This window comes from Chryseobacterium echinoideorum, assembly GCF_007474535.1.
In the GTDB taxonomy this organism is placed as follows: Bacteria; Bacteroidota; Bacteroidia; order Flavobacteriales; family Weeksellaceae; genus Chryseobacterium; species Chryseobacterium echinoideorum.
This window is the reverse complement of sequence record NZ_VKNW01000007.1, coordinates 138273-158052: the sequence shown is the minus strand read 5'-3', so window position 1 is coordinate 158052 and position 19780 is coordinate 138273. Positions and strand designations below refer to the sequence as shown.

At 34.2% G+C, this 19780-nt stretch carries 18 protein-coding genes; 12 read left to right on the top strand and 6 right to left on the bottom strand.

The features are described from left to right. Positions 1-20 precede the first annotated feature (20 nt). Complete coding sequence (locus FOL89_RS10695; protein ID WP_144282789.1) at positions 21-461, top strand: adenylyltransferase/cytidyltransferase family protein; 441 nt, start codon at positions 21-23, stop codon at positions 459-461. Between the two features lie 52 nt (positions 462-513). Here FOL89_RS10695 and FOL89_RS10690 read toward each other — a convergent pair whose 3' ends face one another. From FOL89_RS10690 to FOL89_RS10675, 4 genes are all read right to left on the bottom strand, one after another. Continuing rightward, positions 514-3018 carry a TonB-dependent receptor domain-containing protein gene (locus tag FOL89_RS10690; protein WP_144282788.1) on the bottom strand — a complete coding sequence of 835 codons (2505 nt, stop codon included), beginning with the start codon at positions 3016-3018 and terminating at the stop codon, positions 514-516. A 166-nt stretch (positions 3019-3184) separates the two neighbouring features. Continuing rightward, entirely contained in the window at positions 3185-4210 is a 1026-nt protein-coding gene (mltG, locus tag FOL89_RS10685) for an endolytic transglycosylase MltG (RefSeq protein ID WP_144282787.1), read from the bottom strand. 33 nt (positions 4211-4243) lie between these two features. Then, on the bottom strand, positions 4244-5011 hold the full coding sequence (dapF, locus tag FOL89_RS10680) for a diaminopimelate epimerase (protein WP_144282786.1): 768 nt from the start codon (positions 5009-5011) through the stop codon (positions 4244-4246). Positions 5012-5121: 110 nt separating this feature from the next. Continuing rightward, positions 5122-5658 carry a hypothetical protein gene (locus tag FOL89_RS10675; RefSeq protein ID WP_144282785.1) on the bottom strand — a complete coding sequence of 179 codons (537 nt, stop codon included), beginning with the start codon at positions 5656-5658 and terminating at the stop codon, positions 5122-5124. Positions 5659-6096: 438 nt separating this feature from the next. Between FOL89_RS10675 and FOL89_RS10670 the strand changes: the two genes are divergently transcribed. The 10 genes from FOL89_RS10670 (at position 6097) to FOL89_RS10625 (ending at position 17464) form a co-directional block, all read left to right on the top strand. Further along, positions 6097-7572, top strand: coding sequence for an amino acid permease (locus FOL89_RS10670; RefSeq protein WP_185146966.1), 1476 nt, complete (start codon positions 6097-6099; stop codon positions 7570-7572). A gap of 63 nt (positions 7573-7635) precedes the next feature. Beyond that, entirely contained in the window at positions 7636-8670 is a 1035-nt protein-coding gene (locus FOL89_RS10665) for a WD40/YVTN/BNR-like repeat-containing protein (protein ID WP_144282784.1), read from the top strand. Positions 8671-8773: 103 nt separating this feature from the next. Further along, the gene (hemN, locus tag FOL89_RS10660) at positions 8774-10132 is read left to right on the top strand and encodes an oxygen-independent coproporphyrinogen III oxidase (protein ID WP_144282783.1); all 1359 of its coding nucleotides are present in this window, start codon (positions 8774-8776) and stop codon (positions 10130-10132) included. A gap of 287 nt (positions 10133-10419) precedes the next feature. Next, positions 10420-13314 (top strand): protein translocase subunit SecD, encoded by a 2895-nt coding sequence (gene secD / locus FOL89_RS10655; protein ID WP_144282782.1) that lies wholly within the window; start codon positions 10420-10422, stop codon positions 13312-13314. Positions 13315-13470: 156 nt separating this feature from the next. Then, on the top strand, positions 13471-14688 hold the full coding sequence (locus tag FOL89_RS10650; protein ID WP_144282781.1) for a TCR/Tet family MFS transporter: 1218 nt from the start codon (positions 13471-13473) through the stop codon (positions 14686-14688). 61 nt (positions 14689-14749) lie between these two features. Next, positions 14750-15088 carry a Sec-independent protein translocase subunit TatA/TatB gene (locus tag FOL89_RS10645; protein WP_144282780.1) on the top strand — a complete coding sequence of 113 codons (339 nt, stop codon included), beginning with the start codon at positions 14750-14752 and terminating at the stop codon, positions 15086-15088. A gap of 2 nt (positions 15089-15090) precedes the next feature. Further along, positions 15091-15660 (top strand): phosphatase PAP2 family protein, encoded by a 570-nt coding sequence (locus FOL89_RS10640; RefSeq protein ID WP_144282779.1) that lies wholly within the window; start codon positions 15091-15093, stop codon positions 15658-15660. A 62-nt stretch (positions 15661-15722) separates the two neighbouring features. Next, a complete protein-coding gene (locus FOL89_RS10635; RefSeq protein WP_144282778.1) occupies positions 15723-16538 on the top strand; it encodes a tetratricopeptide repeat protein in 816 nt (271 codons plus the stop codon). A gap of 35 nt (positions 16539-16573) precedes the next feature. Then, the gene (locus FOL89_RS10630; RefSeq protein WP_144282777.1) at positions 16574-17029 is read left to right on the top strand and encodes a tRNA (cytidine(34)-2'-O)-methyltransferase; all 456 of its coding nucleotides are present in this window, start codon (positions 16574-16576) and stop codon (positions 17027-17029) included. A gap of 150 nt (positions 17030-17179) precedes the next feature. Beyond that, positions 17180-17464, top strand: coding sequence for a hypothetical protein (locus tag FOL89_RS10625; RefSeq protein ID WP_144282776.1), 285 nt, complete (start codon positions 17180-17182; stop codon positions 17462-17464). Here FOL89_RS10625 and FOL89_RS10620 read toward each other — a convergent pair whose 3' ends face one another. Next, positions 17465-17938 (bottom strand): 23S rRNA (pseudouridine(1915)-N(3))-methyltransferase RlmH, encoded by a 474-nt coding sequence (locus FOL89_RS10620; RefSeq protein WP_144282775.1) that lies wholly within the window; start codon positions 17936-17938, stop codon positions 17465-17467. Positions 17939-17969: 31 nt separating this feature from the next. Between FOL89_RS10620 and FOL89_RS10615 the strand changes: the two genes are divergently transcribed. After that, positions 17970-18965 carry a YihY/virulence factor BrkB family protein gene (locus tag FOL89_RS10615; RefSeq protein WP_144282774.1) on the top strand — a complete coding sequence of 332 codons (996 nt, stop codon included), beginning with the start codon at positions 17970-17972 and terminating at the stop codon, positions 18963-18965. A 3-nt stretch (positions 18966-18968) separates the two neighbouring features. Here the strand turns inward: FOL89_RS10615 and FOL89_RS10610 are convergent, their stop codons facing one another. After that, entirely contained in the window at positions 18969-19520 is a 552-nt protein-coding gene (locus tag FOL89_RS10610) for a hypothetical protein (RefSeq protein WP_144282773.1), read from the bottom strand. Between the last annotated feature and the right edge of the window lie 260 nt (positions 19521-19780).

Here is a 19780-nt window from a genome sequence, read left to right as displayed (position 1 = left end):
ACCTTAAAAAATAGCTATTTATGAAAACACAAAGAATAGGAATTACTTTTTCCTCATTTGATTTGCTGCATGCAGGTCATATCAAGATGCTAGAAGAAGCAAAAACTGTTTGCGATTACCTTATTGTAGGTCTTCAGATAGACCCTTCACATGACCGTCCGAATAAAAATAAACCTACTCAGACTATTGTAGAAAGATATATTCAGCTGAAAGCAGTAGATGCAGTAGATGAAATTATCCCGTATTACACAGAACAAGATCTGGAAGATATTCTGAAATCTTTCGTGATTGATGTAAGAATCATTGGTGATGACTATCTGGATAGAGACTTTACAGGAAAAAAATATTGTGAAGAGAAAGGAATTGAAATTTTTTATAATAAAAGAGACCATCGTTTTTCTTCCAGCGATTTAAGACGAAGAATTTATGAAGCCGAAATGGCAAAGGAATTGTTAAAATAAAAAAATCCCGAAAATTTCAATTTTCGGGATTTTTGTTTATAGGATAAATCATTTACATTGGACCTTGCTGGTCATCTCCGGAAGCATTTGAGTTCACATCCTTTTTACGTTTAGGCTGCTCAATTTTTTCTCCTTGCTTAAATCTGTATGTTAAGGAAACAGCAAACTGTCTTGGCTGCCACTGCATATAAGAATCTCGTATAAATTCTGCAGTATTGGTAGTACTTCTCATAGCACGGGTATTAAAAATATCCTGAATATTGAACGATATCGTTCCATCGCCTTTCCAAATTGTTTTTGATGCCCCAAAATTTAACGCATACATATCTTTTCTGGTTTGGTTTTCTGTTTTCGTCGGACCTCTGTAGAAGCCTTGTAACTGGAAACTAAATGTTTTGTCAACTTTAAAGCTTGAAGTAAGTCTTGCTCTTGTAGAAAATCCTGATCCCTCAAAAGACATAGGCTTGCTAAGAATTGCAGGATCGGTGTAAATTCCGGTAGTTTTGTATCCGAATAAGTCTACATTTCCTAAGAATTTCAACCATTTTGTTGCATCCCAACTGAAATTCAAATCCAAACCGTAACGGTCATCTGTTCCTAAGTTGATAGGTTTTGTCTTGAATACTCCTTTGTCTGAATAAACCAGCATTTTTACATCATCATTAGAGTGCCTGTAATAAATTGTAGGATTGATGGTCAGTTTACTTTTTGAGATACTATACCCAAATTCATAAGAATCCACATAAGAAGGATTCAGGTCAATGTTTCCTTCAAAGATATTTTGGTTATCAGAATAGCTGGGATTTGGAATAAGAAACCATGATCTTGGTCTGTCGATTCTTCTTGAGTAATTGATTAAGAATTGATTGTCTTTTGCTAATTCATAACTTAAAAATACTGTAGGAAAAATATTATTATATCTTTTATTATTATCAATATTAGACGTGTAATAATCCAAGTTTGAATATTTAACATCAATATCCGAATATTCATTTCTCAAACCAAGCTGATAACCCAATTTGCCAATTTTACTTTTAAACTGAACGTATCCTGCATTGAAAATTTCCCTGTAATATGCATTGTAAGTAAAGTTATTCAAAAAATAGAACTCAGGGTTTGATACAGTTCTTTCTAAAACATCATTATCATAAATATTCTGATTGATATCTAATCTGTAGCCAGCCTCAAGTTTCGCATTTTCGCCAATTGGAAGTTCATAATCGGCTTTACCAATCAATGTTTTATTCCTTGTTGTCTGGTTAATAACATTCTGTAGTTTAAACAAATTGTCGGTAGTTTGGTTTACATCGGTATCATTGTATGATCTGTTGCTCTGTAAACTAAGAGAAAGAGAAATATTTTGCCCATTATCATCAAATTTGTGATCTAATCCTAAATCTCCCTGAAAAGCAAGATTGTTATTTGCTCCGGTGTTTACTCTTTTTGCAAAACTACCAGGATCTCTTAGAAAACGATAATCATAAGTTATGGTACCCAAATTTTCACTTTCAAAAGTTCTGACAGTCGCTGATGCATTTATAGAAGTTTTTTCTGAAATGTCGTAAACAATCCCGGAAGAAGCGTTGTAGTTGCTGTTTTTATTATCTGTAATAGATTCCTGGTCTGTTGATATCCTGTCATCATCTAAAACAGCACCAAAGAATACAGCATTGTTTCTGTTGGTATTCTTGGATTCTCGATAACCGCCGCCGCCATTTAGAAACCATATAAGATTTCCCTTTCTCCAGCTTAAATTGGTGTTTAAATTTGTTTGGGGTAAATAGCCCAAAGTTCCAATCACACTACCGTTAAAACCTGTTTTCTTCGATTTTTTTAAAATAATATTCAAAATACCTGCGGTTCCGCTCGCTTCAAATTTGGATGAAGGATTGGTAATGACTTCAATTCTTTCGATCTGATCTGCCGGAATACTTTGCAAAGCATTGGCTCCGTCATCAATTCCTAAAAGTGCAGATGGTTTACCATTGATTAAGAAGCGTACATTAGAGCTTCCTCTCATAGAAACCGTTCCGTCTGTATCAACAGAAACAGAAGGTACATTAGATAAAACATCCTGCAAATTTCCTCCTTTGCTTACGATATCCTGAGAAGGATCATAGGTTCTTTTATCCAATTCTACTTTATATGGCTTTGTTGTAGCCGTAATTGTTACGCCCTGAATGTCCTGAGTTTTTACATTTGTGGCAGTAGATTCTGCTTCAATAGAAAGAGCTCCAATATTTCCGGGTTTACTGATCTGCTTATTGATGATGCTTTTTTTATAATCTATAGCTTCAACTGAAATGTCGTAATTTCCCGGAGTAAGATCTAGTTTATAATTACCTTTTTCATCAGTAAGAGTAGCATCACTGAAAAGTTTGTTCTGCTTGTGACTGAAAGTTACTGAAGCATAAGGTACCGGTTGATTGCTCTTGTCTACAACTGTTCCAGAGATTCCGACTTTTTCCTGAGCAAATGCTAAAGCTGCTGCTGAAAGCACAAAAGTAAGACCTAAGGTTTTCCTGGTGAAAATACTGATTATTTCCGTTTGATTCATAGATATTTTTTTTATGAAATTGTAACAATAATGCTTTATGATTAAATTTTTGATCAAAACATAAATTGAGCCAATTTCATGGTTTATTTAATGTTTATAATTTATATGTCGTTTATTAATGGTAAATGTTAATTTCAAAATGGTTAAATAAAGTTAAATATTTTTATTATTTAATATTTTTAGAATTGAGCCATTCCTGATATGCTTTTGCATTCACTGCATGCTCTTCTGCGCTTGCAGTAAATTTGTGATATCCTAATCTTGCCGGATCTGCACACATAAAAATATAATTGTTGTTCTCCGCATTCAGAACAGCGTCTACAGAATTTTTATCAACAACACAGATCGGTCCTGGTGGGATTCCTTTATTGGCGTAAGTATTATAAGGTGATGGTGTTGTAAGGTGCTTATAAAAAACTCTTTTTATAGGTTCTTTAAAATTTGTCTGCTTATTGATGGCGTAGATTACGGTAGGATCAGACTGCAGTTTCATGTCTTTTTTGTAACGGTTAAGATAAAGACCTGCAATGGTTTTCATTTCGTCTGGTTTTCCTCCAGATTCCTTATACACTATAGAAGCCAGAGCATAGATTTGATCTCTCGTTAATCTCGACTGTTGTTCTTTCGATTTTCTTTCGTCGTTCCAGAATTTTTGGTACTGATCATCAAATTTTGTGAAAAACTCTTGCGGAGTCACCGTCCAGAAAAATTGATAAGTATCAATAAAAAAATATTTTTTAAGATCTTCTGCATTTTTATAACCTTTTTGGGAAGCAATCTTATTCAAATCATTTACAAATTTTAAAGAATCAAGCTCTGTTTTTCGGCTCACTTTTCCAAGCATCTGGTAGACATCTCCAAAATCACCGATTCTGAAAGAGTTCGCTGTCTGATTACCTGCCTTTATCATATTGACTAAAGAAGTATTGCTGGCTCCTTTCTGAAAATGATAACGACCGGGTTTAAAGTAATTATCCATATTCTTGTCTTTTGCTACTTCTTCAAAAGACTCTTTGTTGTCAATATATTGGCTTGCAGAATCTAAAATCTGTTTTAAATTGGCTCCGTGAGGGATGAGTACATATCCTTCTTTTGCTACATTGCTGCCATAATATTTTTTATAAAATTTAAAACCAAAAAATCCTGCAACAGCAAGAATTAAAAGGAAAATGATAAGAATAGCTTTTTTCATTTCTGAAATAAGATTAATAGTTTTAAGTAAAAATTAAATAAGGTCAATTTTGCCCCTGAAAATCTGCTTCGCGGGACCTTCAAGCCATATTTTATGAAATTTTCCGGCATTTTTCTCAGCATAAACCTTCAGATTACCACCTATAGTTTTTACTTTGATTGAGTTTAGATTGTTTTTTTGCAGAAAAGTTAAAGCAGAAGCTGTAACTCCTGTTCCGCAACTGTACGTTTCATCCTCAACGCCTCGTTCATAGGTTCTTACAAATATTTCGTTATCAGAAATTTTTTCTATAAAGTTGACATTAATGCCTTTTTCACTGTAATTTTTAGAGTTTCTGATCTTTTTTCCTTCTGCAAAAACATTATAATTGGCAATGTCTTCAACATATTTTACATAGTGGGGCGATCCCGTATTCAAAACAGAGTCTTCTCCGTCATAAGAAATGTTTTCAACATCAATCATTTTTAGTTTGACAACTCCATTGTGTATTTCGGCTTCATGTTCTCCGTCAATAGCAGTAAATGTGCATTTTTCCTCAAAAATATCCAGAAAGAAAGCAAATGCAACCAGACATCTGCCTCCGTTTCCGCACATGGTGCTTTCTCCGCCATCCGAATTATAATAAACCATTTTAAAGTCATAGCGGTCTTCGTTTTCCAGAAGAATAAGACCGTCTGCGCCAATCCCAAATCTTCTGTCACAAAGTTTTGCGATGATATTTTGATCTTTAGGAAACTGTAGATCCCGGTTGTCGATCATTATAAAATCGTTTCCGGTTCCCTGATATTTGTAGAATTCCATTACAATTGAAATTTTTGTTAATAATTAATAAAAATCCTGCAAAATTACTTTATTTTATATGAAAAAACGAACAGTAAATCTGCCCGTTTATTATTTTATTCAATGGATGTTTATCTTCTGAATCCACCATTTTGATTATTTTTGCTATTATTTTGTGGTGCTTCAGTTCTGTTTCCTCCTGAATTGCTGTTTCTGAAACCATTTCCATTGTTGTCACGTGATGGCTGTTGTGTATTTCTCTGCGGAGCTTGATTTCTGTAACCACTGTTGCCCCTCGTGTTTCTGTTTGGATTTCTAAATCCGTTGTTGTTGGTATTGTTTCTCGGATTATTGTTATTAGGTACATTTCTGAAACCACTGTTCTGTCGCGGAGCATTTGAGTTTTGCCGCTCAAGATATATTCTGGTTCTGTTGTTTCCATAATAATAAGGAATTCCGCTGTCATAATAATATCTCATGTCGTTGCGGTAATAATAACCATCATTCCCGTAGTATCCGCCGGTTCCGTAATATCCGGGAGGTGCATAGTAGTAACCATTATCATAATAAGGTTCTCCATAAGATGCATAACTATTATTGTATGCAGAGCATGCTGTGAGACTTACGGTAAGACCCAATCCTAAAACTATTTTTATAATATTTTTCATAACTGTATCGTTCTTTTATTAGTATAACTATTTTTCCAGACAAGAATTCTATAATTCCCGTAACAATAAATACCAAATATTGAACCGAATTAAAATAGAGATGATATACAATACCTATCTCATGCTATTATATAAAGATATATTGCAAAATAAGCCCGACGGAATAACAAATATTTTTAATTGAAAAAATTCAAAATTATCTGCAATTTCAAGTAATATTTGCATAGCGTTTAGAATTTCATAAAGTTTTTATCAAGAAATCATATCAATTTGCAGTTTAAAAATTAAATAAAAAAACAGATCATAAAAAATGGTATGAAAGGGGTGTAAATCAGTTTTTTATAATTTTTAAATTAAATTAATTCACGAAAATCAACGATTAAATGTTAATATCTCTAAATTTTTTATATTTTCGTAAATCTTTAATAATGAAAAAATATGTCTAATATTTGGAAAACAAAACCACTAAAGCAACTTTTGGCGCATGCCGATGATAGTGAAAAAGGTTTAAAAAGATCACTTTCTGCCACTTCTCTGGTTGCACTAGGAATTGGAGCAATAATTGGTGCCGGTCTTTTTTCTCTTACAGGAATTGCAGCGGCAGATAATGCTGGTCCTGCTGTAGTTTATTCTTTTATCTTAGCAGCTGTAGGCTGTGCATTTGCTGGTTTGTGCTATGCAGAATTTGCATCAATGATTCCTGTTGCGGGAAGTGCCTATACTTATTCTTATGCCACAATGGGAGAGTTCATAGCCTGGATCATTGGTTGGGACTTAGTACTAGAATATGCTTTAGGAGCAGCAACAGTAGCGGTAAGCTGGTCACAGTATGTCGCAAAATTTTTGCATTCTGTCGGAGTAGATTTGCCACCATCATTACTTCACAGTCCTTGGGATGAAGTAAGCGGAATTGTAAATTTACCCGCAATTCTTATTGTCTGTCTATTGTCATTACTTTTAATAAGAGGAACGAAAGAGTCGGCTCTTCTTAATAATATTCTGGTAATTTTAAAAGTAACCGTTGTTCTTGTTTTTATCGCATTGGGATGGGGCTTTATAGATTCTGCGAATCATACCCCTTTTATTCCGACTAATGAAGGTGAAGTATTGATGAGTTCAGGAAAAATGTCTTTTATGGAGTTTTTCGGAAGCGATTATTTCGGACATTACGGATGGAGCGGTATTTTAAGAGGAGCGGGAGTGGTATTCTTTGCTTTTATTGGATTTGATGCGGTTTCTACTGCTGCACAAGAGGCTAAAAATCCGCAAAAAGGTATGCCTATCGGTATCATAGGTTCACTAGTGATATGTACTTTACTATACGTTTTGTTTGCATTTGTACTGACAGGATTAGAAAATTATTTGAACTTTAAAGGTGATGCAAGTCCGGTAACGACAGCATTTGCAAAAACAGGATACACATTCCTTAATTCTTCGCTTACCATTGCTATTATTGCGGGTTATACTTCGGTAATGCTTGTTATGTTAATGGGACAAAGCCGTGTGTTTTACAGCATGAGTATTGATGGTCTTTTACCAAAAACTTTTAGTGAGCTGCACAAGAAAAATAAAACTCCATGGAAAACCAATCTTATCTTTATGGTTTTTGTAAGTATTTTTGCTGGTTTTGTGCCGGTTTCAGATCTTGGTCATATGGTAAGTATAGGAACATTATTTGCTTTTGCACTTGTTTGTGTAGGTGTTATGATGATGAGAAAAAGCAATCCGGATGCTGTAAGAGGATTCCGTGTTCCGTTAGTGCCGCTGATTCCTGTTTTAGGAATTATTATTTGTGTAGCATTAATGGCTGGTTTGCCGATAGAAAGCTGGGAGCGACTGGGTATTTGGCTAGGTTTGGGATTACTGATTTATTTCTTTTATGGTAAAAAACATTCAAAACTTAACAACGAATAAATTCAGAATAATATATATTAAATCCTATCTTTATGATAGGATTTTTTGTTAATCACTTTACTAATGAAAAGATTATTTATACTCACTTTATTTATTGGCTCTAATCTCTTTTTTGCTCAACAAATTGAAAGTTTTACCAATATATTCAATGATAAAATAAGCATCAGAGCTATTGAACTACATGATAACAAAATTTGGTATAGCGGAACAGATTCTAAATTCGGGTATGTTGATTTAAAAAAAACACAGAACCAAAAACAGATCAGGCTTTCTGAAAAGAAACTTCAATTGAGAACTCTGGCTCAGGATAAAACATCATTTTATGCTGTTACTATTGAAAGTCCGGCTTATTTTTTCAAGATTAATAAAAAAAGACTTACTTCTGAAATTATTTATACAGATGCAACGAAAACAGCTTTTTATGATGCTTTACACTTTGTAAATGATGACTTGGCTTTTTCATTTAGTGATACTGATGAAAGTTTAAAATTGAAATTGCTGGAAATTTTTCCTAAAAAGAACAGTTATAAACCATCCAGCTTTATCTCCCGGAACGGGAAATTAATGATGAACGAGGGTGAGGCTGCTTTTGCAGCCAGTAATACCAATTTAGCATCTTATAAAAAATATCTATGGCTAGGAACAGGGGGTGGTTCAGCAAGAATTTTTAAATTTAATTTAGTATCTCAATATGCAGAAGTTTTTGAAACGGGATTTATTCAGGATTCAGAATCTCAAGGTATCTATTCAATAGATTTTGCCGATGAAAACTTCGGAATTGCTGTAGGTGGCGACTATACAAAACAAGAAGCTAATATCAATAATATTGCGACAACAAAAAATGGAGGCGAAACATGGCAAATTCAGGCATCAGGAAATAATGCAGGTTACACGACTTGCGTGAAAATAAAACCGGGATCAAAAGGTAAAGAAATCATCTCTGTTGGAGATCAGCACATCAGTTATTCATCAGACTATGGCAAAACATGGAAAAAAATTTCAGATGAAAAAGGGTTTTATGTCTGCCGTTGGATTGATAAAAATACCATCGCTTTTGCAGGAAAAGATAAAATTTCTATAATGAAACTTAAATTTTAGATGTTCAAACTCATACGGATTCATAGTCTTTATTTCAGAAGTATTGGTTAATTTTGCATGATGATTTTTTTTAATTCATTTAATCATTTATTTTTAATTCTGCATGAGTTCATTAGTTGATAAATATAATATTCCCGGTCCTCGATATACCTCTTATCCTACAGTCCCTTATTGGGACGAATCTACTTTTTCCCGTGAAGAATGGAAATCAAGCGTCATAAGATCATTTAAAGAAAGTAATTCGGAAGAAGGGATTTCAATCTATATCCACCTGCCTTTTTGTGAAGCATTATGTACGTTTTGTGCATGTCACAAAAGAATTACAAAGCAGCATAGCGTAGAAATTCCTTATCTGGAAAGTGTTTTGAAAGAATGGACGCTTTATCTTCAGCTGTTTAATGAGAAACCAAAACTGAAAGAACTTCATTTAGGAGGTGGAACTCCCACTTTTTTTTCTCCCCAAAATTTAAAAACTTTACTGGAGGGAATTTTTGAAACTGTTGAAATTTCAGAAAAACCTGAGTTTTCATTTGAAGGACATCCGAATAATACCACAAGAGAACATTTGCAGACTTTGTATGATCTTGGTTTCCGAAGAGCGAGTTTTGGAGTTCAGGATTATGATTTGAAAGTACAGAAAGCCATCAACAGAATTCAGCCTTTTGAGAAAGTAAAAGAAGTTACCGAAATGGCAAGAGAAATCGGATACACAGGAGTGAGTCATGATCTGGTTTTCGGACTTCCTCATCAGCATTGGGATGCCATGGAATATACCATTCGCAAAACCTTAGAACTGAAGCCAGACCGCCTTGCATTCTATTCTTACGCTCATGTTCCATGGGTAAAAGGCGTGGGACAGCGTGGTTTTGATGAAAATGACCTCCCGAGCGGAGAAGAAAAACGCCGTTTATATGAAGACGGTAAAAAACTTTTACAGGAACTCGGATATATTGAAGTGGGGATGGATCATTTTTCACTGGAACATGATGATCTCTATCAGTCTTTAATTCATAAAAAACTACACAGAAATTTTATGGGCTATACTTCCAGCAACACCCAGTTGATGGTAGGTTTGGGTATGTCTTCTATTTCAGATTCCTGGTATGCTTTTGCACAGAATGTAAAAACGGTAGAAGAGTATCAGAAAATGGTTGAAGAAGGAGAGATTCCTGTGGTGAAAGGTCATATTCTTAATGATGAAGATTTGCTGATCAGAAGAAATATTTTAAATCTGATGTGTCAGTTGGAAACAACATTTCAGGACATTCATGCCATTCCCGAGCTTCAAAATGCTTTTGCAATGCTGGATGAAATGCAGCGGGATGAATTAGTGGAAATTAATGGAAATCAGATAAAAATTACAGAAAAAGGCAGAGCTTTTACCAGAAATGTTGCGATGGTTTTTGATCTCAGAATGATGAGAAATAAGCCGGAAACAAGGATTTTTTCCATGACTATTTAGAAAGGTTTAAAATATATTTGAATTTTATATAAATATGATTGCTTAGACTTGCATCTGAGCAATTTTTGTTTCCTGCACTTTATTATTGTCATCAATAAAGTTTCCAGAATTGATAATTTTAAATGAAATATAAATTAAGTTTTATTCAAACATGAAAAATACTTTCACATTTAGTCAAAAATATTCCTGAATATATCTGAAAATAAACGATTTCTACCGTTAAAAATTCATAAAATATCAATAAAATCATTATATTTGCCGACTTAATTTAACGTAGTTATAACAAAATGCAAGGAAAAGGACTTATTACAATTGTTGCTATTGTATTAGGGCTAATATGCTTAAATGAGCTATTGCCGACCTGGTACGCAAGCAAAATTGAATCGCAGATTGAAGCTGCGAACGGGAACGAGAAAGAGATCAAACGATTAAAAGAAGATACTCTTCATCTAGGCTTTACAGATCTTTATTACTCTAAAGCGAAAGACAAAGAAATGAAACTTGGTCTTGACCTGAAAGGAGGTATCAATGTGCTTTTAGAGATCAATCAGAGAGATTTGGTAAATGATTTAACCAATTATTCTACCAATCCTGTTCTTATTGAAGCATTAAACAGAACAGATGAAGTACAAAAAAACTCTTCAAAATCGTACATAGATAATTTCTTTGTTGAATTTGATGCAGTCAATAAGGCAAAAGGAACCAACCTTAAACTTGCTGATCCCGAGATTTTCGGAAATACCAATCTTTCTGAAATCAAATTCAATACAACGGATGATCAGGTTAAAAGCATCGTTAAAAAGAGAATTGACCTTTCTGTAGGTACTGCTTTTGAAGTTATCAGAACCAGAATTGATAAGTTGGGTGCCATTCAGCCCAATGTACAGAGAGTTCCTGGTACAGCCAGAATTTCTGTAGAAATGCCGGGAATGAAGGATATTGATAAGGTAAAGAAAATGCTTCAGACTTCTGCAAAACTTCAGTTCTGGGAAATACAGCAGATTCCGGAAGTGGCACCTTATTTCCAGACCATTACCACAACAATTGCCGCAAAAGGAGATTCTATGGGAGTTGCAAAAAATGTAAACTTCATGAATCTTTTGCAGTTAGACAAACTTAAAACCAATGGTGTTGCAAGTGTAAAATTATCCGACACTGCAACGGTAAATAAAATTCTGAACAGTAAAGTAGCGCAGTCTGCAAGACCTGCAAATATTAAGTATACCCAATTTATGTGGGGATATAAACCAGAAGCTACAGACAAAAATAGTCTTGTTTTGTACGCTATCAGAGGAAATATCACTCAGAAAGCACCTGTAGACGGTGCAGTAGAAACCGCCAACATCAGTTATGATGAATTAGGAAGAGTAGTTGTAGATATGCAGATGGATTCTAAAGGTGCAAAAGACTGGAAAACACTTACTGAGAAAAATGTAGGAAAGCCAGTTGCTGTAACTTTGGACAACAGAGTATATACTGCACCGAATGTTGTCGGTGCAATTCCTAACGGAAGAACTCAGATCTCAGGGAATTTTTCTCAGGATGAGGCAAAAGAACTAGTAGATGTTTTAGGAGCAGGTAAACTTCCGGCAGGAGCAAAAGTAGTTCAGGCAACACAGGTTGGTCCGTCTTTAGGACAAGAATCTATTGATGCCGGAGTTGTTTCGTTTGCTATCGCTTTCTTAATTATTATTGTTTATATCATTTTCTACTATGGAGGAGCAGGTGTTTATGCAGTAATTGCAATGATCATCAACTTATTCTACATTTTCGGAATTATGGATTCCGGAGACTTTACACTGACGCTTCCTGGTATTGCGGGTATAGTGCTTACTATGGCAATGGCAGTAGATACCAATGTTATTATTTACGAAAGGACAAAAGAAGAGCTCTTTGCTGGCAAAAGTATCTTCGAAGCTTATAAAGATGGTTTCAAACATGCTTTAAATGCAATTATTGATGGTCACCTTACGACTTTATTAACAGCAGTAGTATTATTCTTCTTCGGAACAGGACCTATCAAAGGTTTTGCATTGACGTTGATGATTGGTGTTGTGATGACTTTGTTTACTTCTGTAGCATTATCAAGAGTGATGATTTTCTCAAGATTGGAAAAAGGAAAAGGTCTGTCTGTCTGGACAGCACCTACCAAAAATCTATTCAGAAATACATGGATCGATTTTATCGGAAAGAGAAAAATCGCTTATACTGTTTCATTAGTTTTAACAATTATCAGCTTAATTTCAATTTTTACAAATGGCTTTAGATATGGAATTGATTTCACTGGTGGTAGAAATTATGTGGTACGATTCGATAAGCCGGTAAATGCAGAGGATATTGAACGAAAATTGGTTCCGTTTTTCAAAACAGAAGATGGTAAGAACTCTTCAGTTGAAGTAAAAACTTTTGGTAATGACAATCAATTGAAAATTTCGACAGATTATCTTATCAATGACGAATCTTTGAGAGCAGATCAAACTGTTGAGCAGAAATTATTTGAAGGATTGAAAGGAGACTTATCCTCATCAACTACCTTGGCAGATTTCAAGAGCGCAGATAAAGGAAATACAGGGATTGTTTCGTCAGAAAAGGTAGGTCCTACAGTTGCTGATGATATCAAGAGTCATGGTATTTTGGCAGTTGTTGCTGCATTGGGAGGTATCTTCATTTATATCTTGTTTAGATTTAGAAAATGGCAGTTTTCTTTAGGTGCGGTTATCGCTTTGTTCCACGATGCAGTAATTATCCTGGGAGCGTATTCTTTACTTCACAGATTTATGCCTTTCAATATGGAAATCAATCAGGATTTTGTAGCTGCAATACTTACGGTATTAGGTTACTCTATTAATGATACGGTAATTATTTTCGACAGAATTAGAGAATATCTGAGAGAAAAGAAGTCTTCAACTTTGGCTGGACTTTTTGATGACTCAATTTCAAGTACTTTAGGAAGAACATTCAATACAACCTTTACTGTATTGTTGGTAATTCTTGCGATTTTCATCTTCGGTGGAGACAATTTAAGAGGATTTATGTTTGCTTTATTGATCGGTATTGGTTTTGGAGCCTATTCATCAGTATTCATTGCTTCTGCAATTGCTTACGATTTCCTGAAAACAGGAAAAGAAGAAGAAGTACACGGAAGAACTACTACCAACAAAGAAGTTCCCGCTTCAAAATAAATTTAACTACATTAAATAACAAAGGGCTTTCCAACAGGAAGGCTCTTTTTTTTAGCTGTTGGCTGTAACGATGGGAACTTATTATTGACGAAACAAATAAATTTAGAAACACACTTAATATTAAACTAGACAATATTAAGTAATTTTGCATCCGCAATGGAAAAATCAAAAAAGAAAGCAGCAATAGGTTTTATTTTCGTAACCCTTTTAATAGATATTATCGGGTTGGGAATTATTATTCCTGTAATCCCGAAACTTATTGAAGAACTCATACACGGAACTGTAAACGAAGCTGCAAAATATGGAGGATGGCTCGGTTTTGTATATGCTTTCGCACAATTTATCTTTGCTCCGGTTATCGGCAATCTGAGCGATAAATACGGAAGAAGACCGGTGATTTTAATATCACTTTTCGGATTTGCTGTAGATTATATATTTCTTGCTCTGGCTCCCAATATCATGCTTCTTTTTTTAGGACGAATAATTGCGGGAATCACAGGAGCAAGCTTTACTACAGCAAGTGCATATATCGCCGATATTTCTACAGATGAAGACCGTGCAAAAAACTTCGGAATGATTGGTGCTGCATTTGGTTTAGGATTTATCATCGGACCTCTTTTGGGCGGTGGTTTAGGATATTTTGGTCCTAGAATTCCGTTTTATGCGGCGGCAGCTTTATGTTTACTTAATTTTTTCTACGGTTATTTTATTCTTCCTGAAAGTTTAGACAAAGATAAAAGACGTGATTTTGACTGGAAAAGAGCCAATCCTATAGGTTCATTTAAATTTATTTTAAAACATCCTGAACTTTCCGGACTCATTGTTTCACTTTTTCTCGTATATATTGCAGGACATGCAGTGCAGACCAACTGGAACTATTATACAATGGCTGTTTTTGGATGGGATGAGCTTATGGTTGGGATTTCTTTAGGAGTGATTGGTATTTTAATAGCCTTGGTTCAGGGCGTTTTAATACGATGGACAACACCAAAATTTGGTGAGAATAAAAGTATCTACATCGGTCTGTCATTGTATGCCTTAGGAATGTTGCTGTTTGCTTTTGCTACAAAAGGATGGATGATGTTTGCTATTCTGATTCCGTATTGTCTGGGAGGAATCTGCGGACCTTCTTTACAGTCGGTAATCAGTAAAAATGTTGTGGCAACAGAACAGGGAGAACTTCAGGGTGCACTTACCGGTTTGATGAGCGTCACTTCTTGTATAGGTCCTCCGTTGATGACGTATCTTTTTTATCATTACAGTGAAAAAAATGCTGTTGTCAAATTTCCGGGAGCTCCCTTTTTTCTGGCATTCATTATGATGTCTGTAAGTGTTGTAATAACATATTATGCCTTTCAAAAAAAGAAGTCTTAAAATTTGTTTAAAAATACATTATAATATAATTTTTATGTATAATCTTTTGTAATTTAGCCCTATGGAATTAAGCATTGGAGAAATGGCACTTGTTGCCATCGCAATAGTAGTTTTGTTTGGTCCCGACAAACTTCCGCAGATAGCCCGCGATTTGGGTTCTGGTGTGAGAAAAATGCGCGGAGCCGTAGAAGATATCAAAACGGAAATTTTGAAAGAAACTGATAATCCTGTTTCTGAAATAAAACGTGAGATAGAAAAAGTAAAAGACGCTGCCAAAGATTTTAATCCTATGCAGAATGTAGAAGAAAATATCTTGAAAAGTCCGTCAGACTCTGCATCTCAAGAGCCTAAAGCAAAGCCGGCAGATGACGAAACATATGAAGGTCCTGTAAGCAGATAGTAATGGATGAAATTATTCAGGAAGATAAAAATCTTTTCCTTTTCCTAAACAATTTAGGCGATACACCATTTGATCAGTTTTGGATTATTGTTTCTGATAAATGGATATGGATTCCGCTTTACGTTATTTTTTTATATTTTTTATACAAAAACTTCAAGCTAAAACAGCTTTTGTATGTTTTGGTTTTTGCAGCAATCGGGATTACTGTTTCAGATCAGGTTTCCGGAATTTTCAAGTATGGCGTTGCAAGACTGAGACCATGTAATGATCCTTCCCTGCAAAGTTTTATGAGAATTGTAAAATGCGGAGGACCTTACGGTTTTTATTCTGCCCATGCATCCAATACATTCTTTCTCGCAACTTATCTTAGTTTTCTTTTAAAGGATAAATTAAGATGGTTTCCTTATTTCCTTTTTGTCTGGGCAATAGTGGTATCTTACAGCCGTATTTATTTGGGCGTGCATTTCCCGATGGATATACTTGTTGGCGCGGTTGCAGGAATTATATTCGGGTTAATCTTTTCTCTTTTGGTAAAAAAAGTGATGAGCAAACAAACAGTTTTAAAAAGCTGATAAGAGTTTCCTATCAAAGAAAATAGTAACTTAGCTTTTAAAATAACAACAAAATCTGGCGTATGAAAAAACAACTACTATTTTTCACTTTAGCTTTGTTCACTCTGCATTTTATTGATGCACAGGATAAAAAAATAGCAGAAGAATGCTTTAAAAAAGCTGATTATCAATGTGCAGAAGAACAATATTCAAAATTAGTTTTAACAGAATATATCCAAAGATATCAATCTGAATATTACAATCTCCTGGGAACTTCCCAACGCAGATTAGGAAAAACAATACAGGCTTTTAAATCTTATGAGTCCGCACTAAAATCTGATCCGAAATCTGTTTCGGTATACGAAAATCTGGCATCACTTCACAATCAGAAAGGCAACAGAACAAAGGCGCTGGAATATATTAATACCGGTATCCAAATTGAGCCTGAAAATGCCGAATTGTATCTCACCCGTTCCAAAATTTACAATAATTTAGGTAAAAAAGATCTGGCAATGGAAGATTTGAAGCATATTCTTACTTTTGCTCCCGATAATATTTTCGCAAGAACAGGCTTGGCAAATCTCAAGAAAAATAATGGAGATCTGGACGGTGCGTTGAAAGATTATAATCAGCTTCTTACCGAAAAACCGGAATCTCTTTTATATAACGGAAGAGCAGATGTATATCTGAAAATGAAAAAAACAAAAGAAGCTCTCGCAGATATTAATAAAGCCATAGTTATCGACCCAAAATTTTCTCAGTCATACGTAACGAAAGCTGCCATTTTGTTTGATACTGGAAAAGACAAAGAAGCTTGCAGTAATCTGCAAAAAGCCGCTGCAACAGGCTATGAGAAAGTTCTTTTACTGGAATATGAGGCTAAATGCTCTAAAAAATAATTGTTTAAATTAGTATTAATCATTTAAAAACATTCATGTTAAACATCGTTCTGGTCGAGCCGGAAATCCCAAACAATACCGGAAATATAGGCAGATTATGTGTGGGAACCGAAAGCAGGCTTCATCTCATTCATCCTTTCGGATTTTTAATTGATGATAAAAATTTAAAGCGTTCAGGTTTAGATTACTGGGTTCATCTGGACGTTACAGAATACAAAAATGTAGACGAATGGATCGCGACAATTCCCGACTTATCAAGAGTATTCTTGTTTAGTTCTCATGCTGAAAAATCTTACCTTGAAAATGATTTTCAGGATGGTGACTGGCTTGTTTTCGGAAAGGAAAGCGTGGGTTTAAGTAAAGATGTTTTAGACCGTTTTGATAATCATTTAACGATTCCGATGTCTACACTTATCAGAAGCTTCAACATAGCCAATTCTGTTGCTTTTGTTGTTGGTGAAGCCAAAAGACAGCTTAGTCTGAAAGTTTAATTCACAGAAAAGAAATTCAATCATCAGATATGTTAAATAATAAGCTTTAATGATTATCGTATAGATTTTGTATATTTGAAAATCACTAATTATAGATTTATTTAAATTATGAATATACTTTCCAAATTTATTTTATCAGCAACCGTTGTAATGACTTTGGCAAATTCTAACAATTTTTTTGCTCAGAAAGCCAAAAACGATCTTGAGATTCAAACCAGTTCATTATTACAAGAAACAATTAAGAGGCATGAAACATCTCCTGAATTAAAATCAACAACTTTAATTTTAATTAACAAAGTTGAAAGTTCATTAAGTGACCTTAAAGAGTTAAAAGAAAATGATGTAAAAAACGTAAAGGTTTTGATGAATGATTCTGTAAAAAAGAAATACAAAGAAAAAGGGATTAAAGAACTAATTTTTGTAACTACAAAATAATTAATCATTGTGATAGGGTTTTCCCTGTAAAATCTGATCCGCACGGTAAAGCTGTTCCACAATAAATAATCGGATCATCTGATGCGTAAATGTCATTTTGGATAATGACATTTTTTCGTTGGCTCTGCTGTAAATTTCGTCTGAAAATCCGTATGCACCACCAATTAAAATATGAATTTTCTTGACGGATGAATTCATCCACTGATCTATTTTTTGCGAAAACTCTCTGCTGGTGTACTGTTTTCCTTTTTCATCAAGAAGAATAACCCAGTCATTTTTATCCATTTGGCTGAGAAACATTTTCCCTTCTTCCTTTTTGAGAAGATTGGGAGTAAGATTTTTGGCATTTTTGATATCAGGAATTTCTGTGATTTCAAAATTCCAGTGTTTTGGAAGCCGGGTAAGGTAATATTTGATCAAAGAGGTAATTTCTTTATCATCTGTTTTACCGATACAAACTAAACTGATTCGCATTTCTTATATTTGCTAAACACAAATATACTTTATGGCTATAAAAATTCCTAAATTTATCCTGAAAATTCAAGAGTTTCTTGATGATTTGCATATTCCTGTACTCGGAATATCACTTTGGCAGCTGTTTCAGATTTATTTTGCGGGAGTTTTTAAAGGAAAAATAGGGAAGAAGGCAGCTGCAATCTCCTGGAGTTTTACCCTGAGTCTTTTTCCGTTTCTTCTGTTTCTGCTTTCCGTCTTGCCCTATATGCCGCATTATGATAAACTTCAGTTTTATATTTTTGAGGTTTTGATGAGTAATATTTTTCCATCTAATATTGAGGGAGATGTCAGAGGATATATTCAGGAAAATATCATTCCTAATATGAAGGGAATAAGTAATTTGACCATACTTATTGCTTTGGTTTTTGCCACGAACGGAACTTTTTCTATCATCAGCGGCTTTAATGAAAATTCTAAGGAAAAATTGCCGGATGTCAAAGAATTTATTCTTTCATTCTTTATTACGATAGGCTTTGTAAGTGTTGTTTTTCTATGTTTATTTGGAGTCTATTATACTGAAGTTGTTCTCAAACAATTTAAGCCGGCTTATGATTTGTCATGGTTTGTGAAAAACCTTTCCAAGCTGATTGGTTTTGTTTCATTTCCCATATTTTTCTTTTTACTTTTAACTTTATTTTACTGGTTAGGAACAGTGAAGATTGCAAGATTCCGACAGGCGATTCCGGGAGCGATTCTTACAACTGTTTTATTTATTCTCACTACTTATCTTTTTACTCTTTATGTAAAAAATGTGGCGAGATACAACGTATTGTATGGCTCTATTGGAAGTATGATTTTGCTGATGATCTGGATCAATGTAAATGTTTATCTTCTTCTCTTCGGAAATGAGCTGAATATGGCACTCCGCAAACTGAGAATAGAAAAACTTCTCTCAGATGAGATCAAAAGAAAGACGAAAAGTTATCACGCCGAAACTACCGAGCCAAATCTGGAAAGCGATGAAGAGCATAGGAGAGAAAAATAGTAATTACTCATGCAGATTTCTTATACATTTTTCCCGAATTTCCCATATTTCATCAAAACTTTTGGCTATTTTACTTTTTTCTAGCCAGTCTTTTATAAAATTCTGATGGTATTCAACTTTAAAAATATTTACCTGCTCAGGTTCAATTTCAATTTCCTGAATAATGTACTTTTTGAGGTCGTTGATATTAGAATTCTGAGTGGTAAAATCAAATCTTTGCTTGTTTATCATTAAGTAACAATGGGCTTCCGGAATAAAATCTAAATGATGATCCTGTAATACATTTCCAATTTTAGGAGTATTCAGATGATTCATTTTGTACATTCCTAAAATGAGTTTCACATTCTCAATATTATTAAGTTGAGCAACTTTTAGTAAAAAAGCATGTTTTGAGCTGCAGGTTCCTGTATTTTCTTTTAAAACTAAAGATAAATCATGTCTGTTTAAATTTCTGCCATAGGGAATGTTTTTTACAAAATTAACAGTCTCGCCCCAGTCTTTAATGCTTTTTTGTAAAAGTAGATTGGTCAGCTCATCATCAGAAATAAGATTCATATCATCGTTTTTAAATATCCAAATTATTATTATTTCTGTATAATTTTTAACATCTTTAGCATGCTTTAAAATCAGTTTTGAGCCAATTCCATCTCTTCATCATCGTCTTCCTCAATATTTTTTGATCTGCTCAAAATAAAATATCCTAAAATTGCTGCCAGAAAAGAGGCAATTAATATCGCAAATTTAGCTTCATCTGAATATCAATCTGATGTTTGAATGAAAAAAACTAACAGGTTTTTAAAACTTGTTAGGTTTGT

Excerpts from the sequence above, each read along its gene's own strand:
- FOL89_RS10695 (WP_144282789.1), top strand. The coding sequence starts at position 21 with ATGAAAACACAAAGAATAGGAATTACTTTTTCCTCATTTGATTTGCTG.
- FOL89_RS10690 (WP_144282788.1), bottom strand. The coding sequence starts at position 3,018 with ATGAATCAAACGGAAATAATCAGTATTTTCACCAGGAAAACCTTAGGT.
- mltG (WP_144282787.1), bottom strand. The coding sequence starts at position 4,210 with ATGAAAAAAGCTATTCTTATCATTTTCCTTTTAATTCTTGCTGTTGCA.
- dapF (WP_144282786.1), bottom strand. The coding sequence starts at position 5,011 with ATGGAATTCTACAAATATCAGGGAACCGGAAACGATTTTATAATGATC.
- FOL89_RS10675 (WP_144282785.1), bottom strand. The coding sequence starts at position 5,658 with ATGAAAAATATTATAAAAATAGTTTTAGGATTGGGTCTTACCGTAAGT.
- FOL89_RS10670 (WP_185146966.1), top strand. The coding sequence starts at position 6,097 with ATGTCTAATATTTGGAAAACAAAACCACTAAAGCAACTTTTGGCGCAT.
- FOL89_RS10665 (WP_144282784.1), top strand. The coding sequence starts at position 7,636 with ATGAAAAGATTATTTATACTCACTTTATTTATTGGCTCTAATCTCTTT.
- hemN (WP_144282783.1), top strand. The coding sequence starts at position 8,774 with ATGAGTTCATTAGTTGATAAATATAATATTCCCGGTCCTCGATATACC.
- secD (WP_144282782.1), top strand. The coding sequence starts at position 10,420 with ATGCAAGGAAAAGGACTTATTACAATTGTTGCTATTGTATTAGGGCTA.
- FOL89_RS10650 (WP_144282781.1), top strand. The coding sequence starts at position 13,471 with ATGGAAAAATCAAAAAAGAAAGCAGCAATAGGTTTTATTTTCGTAACC.
- FOL89_RS10645 (WP_144282780.1), top strand. The coding sequence starts at position 14,750 with ATGGAATTAAGCATTGGAGAAATGGCACTTGTTGCCATCGCAATAGTA.
- FOL89_RS10640 (WP_144282779.1), top strand. The coding sequence starts at position 15,091 with ATGGATGAAATTATTCAGGAAGATAAAAATCTTTTCCTTTTCCTAAAC.
- FOL89_RS10635 (WP_144282778.1), top strand. The coding sequence starts at position 15,723 with ATGAAAAAACAACTACTATTTTTCACTTTAGCTTTGTTCACTCTGCAT.
- FOL89_RS10630 (WP_144282777.1), top strand. The coding sequence starts at position 16,574 with ATGTTAAACATCGTTCTGGTCGAGCCGGAAATCCCAAACAATACCGGA.
- FOL89_RS10625 (WP_144282776.1), top strand. The coding sequence starts at position 17,180 with ATGACTTTGGCAAATTCTAACAATTTTTTTGCTCAGAAAGCCAAAAAC.
- FOL89_RS10620 (WP_144282775.1), bottom strand. The coding sequence starts at position 17,938 with ATGCGAATCAGTTTAGTTTGTATCGGTAAAACAGATGATAAAGAAATT.
- FOL89_RS10615 (WP_144282774.1), top strand. The coding sequence starts at position 17,970 with ATGGCTATAAAAATTCCTAAATTTATCCTGAAAATTCAAGAGTTTCTT.
- FOL89_RS10610 (WP_144282773.1), bottom strand. The coding sequence starts at position 19,520 with ATGAATCTTATTTCTGATGATGAGCTGACCAATCTACTTTTACAAAAA.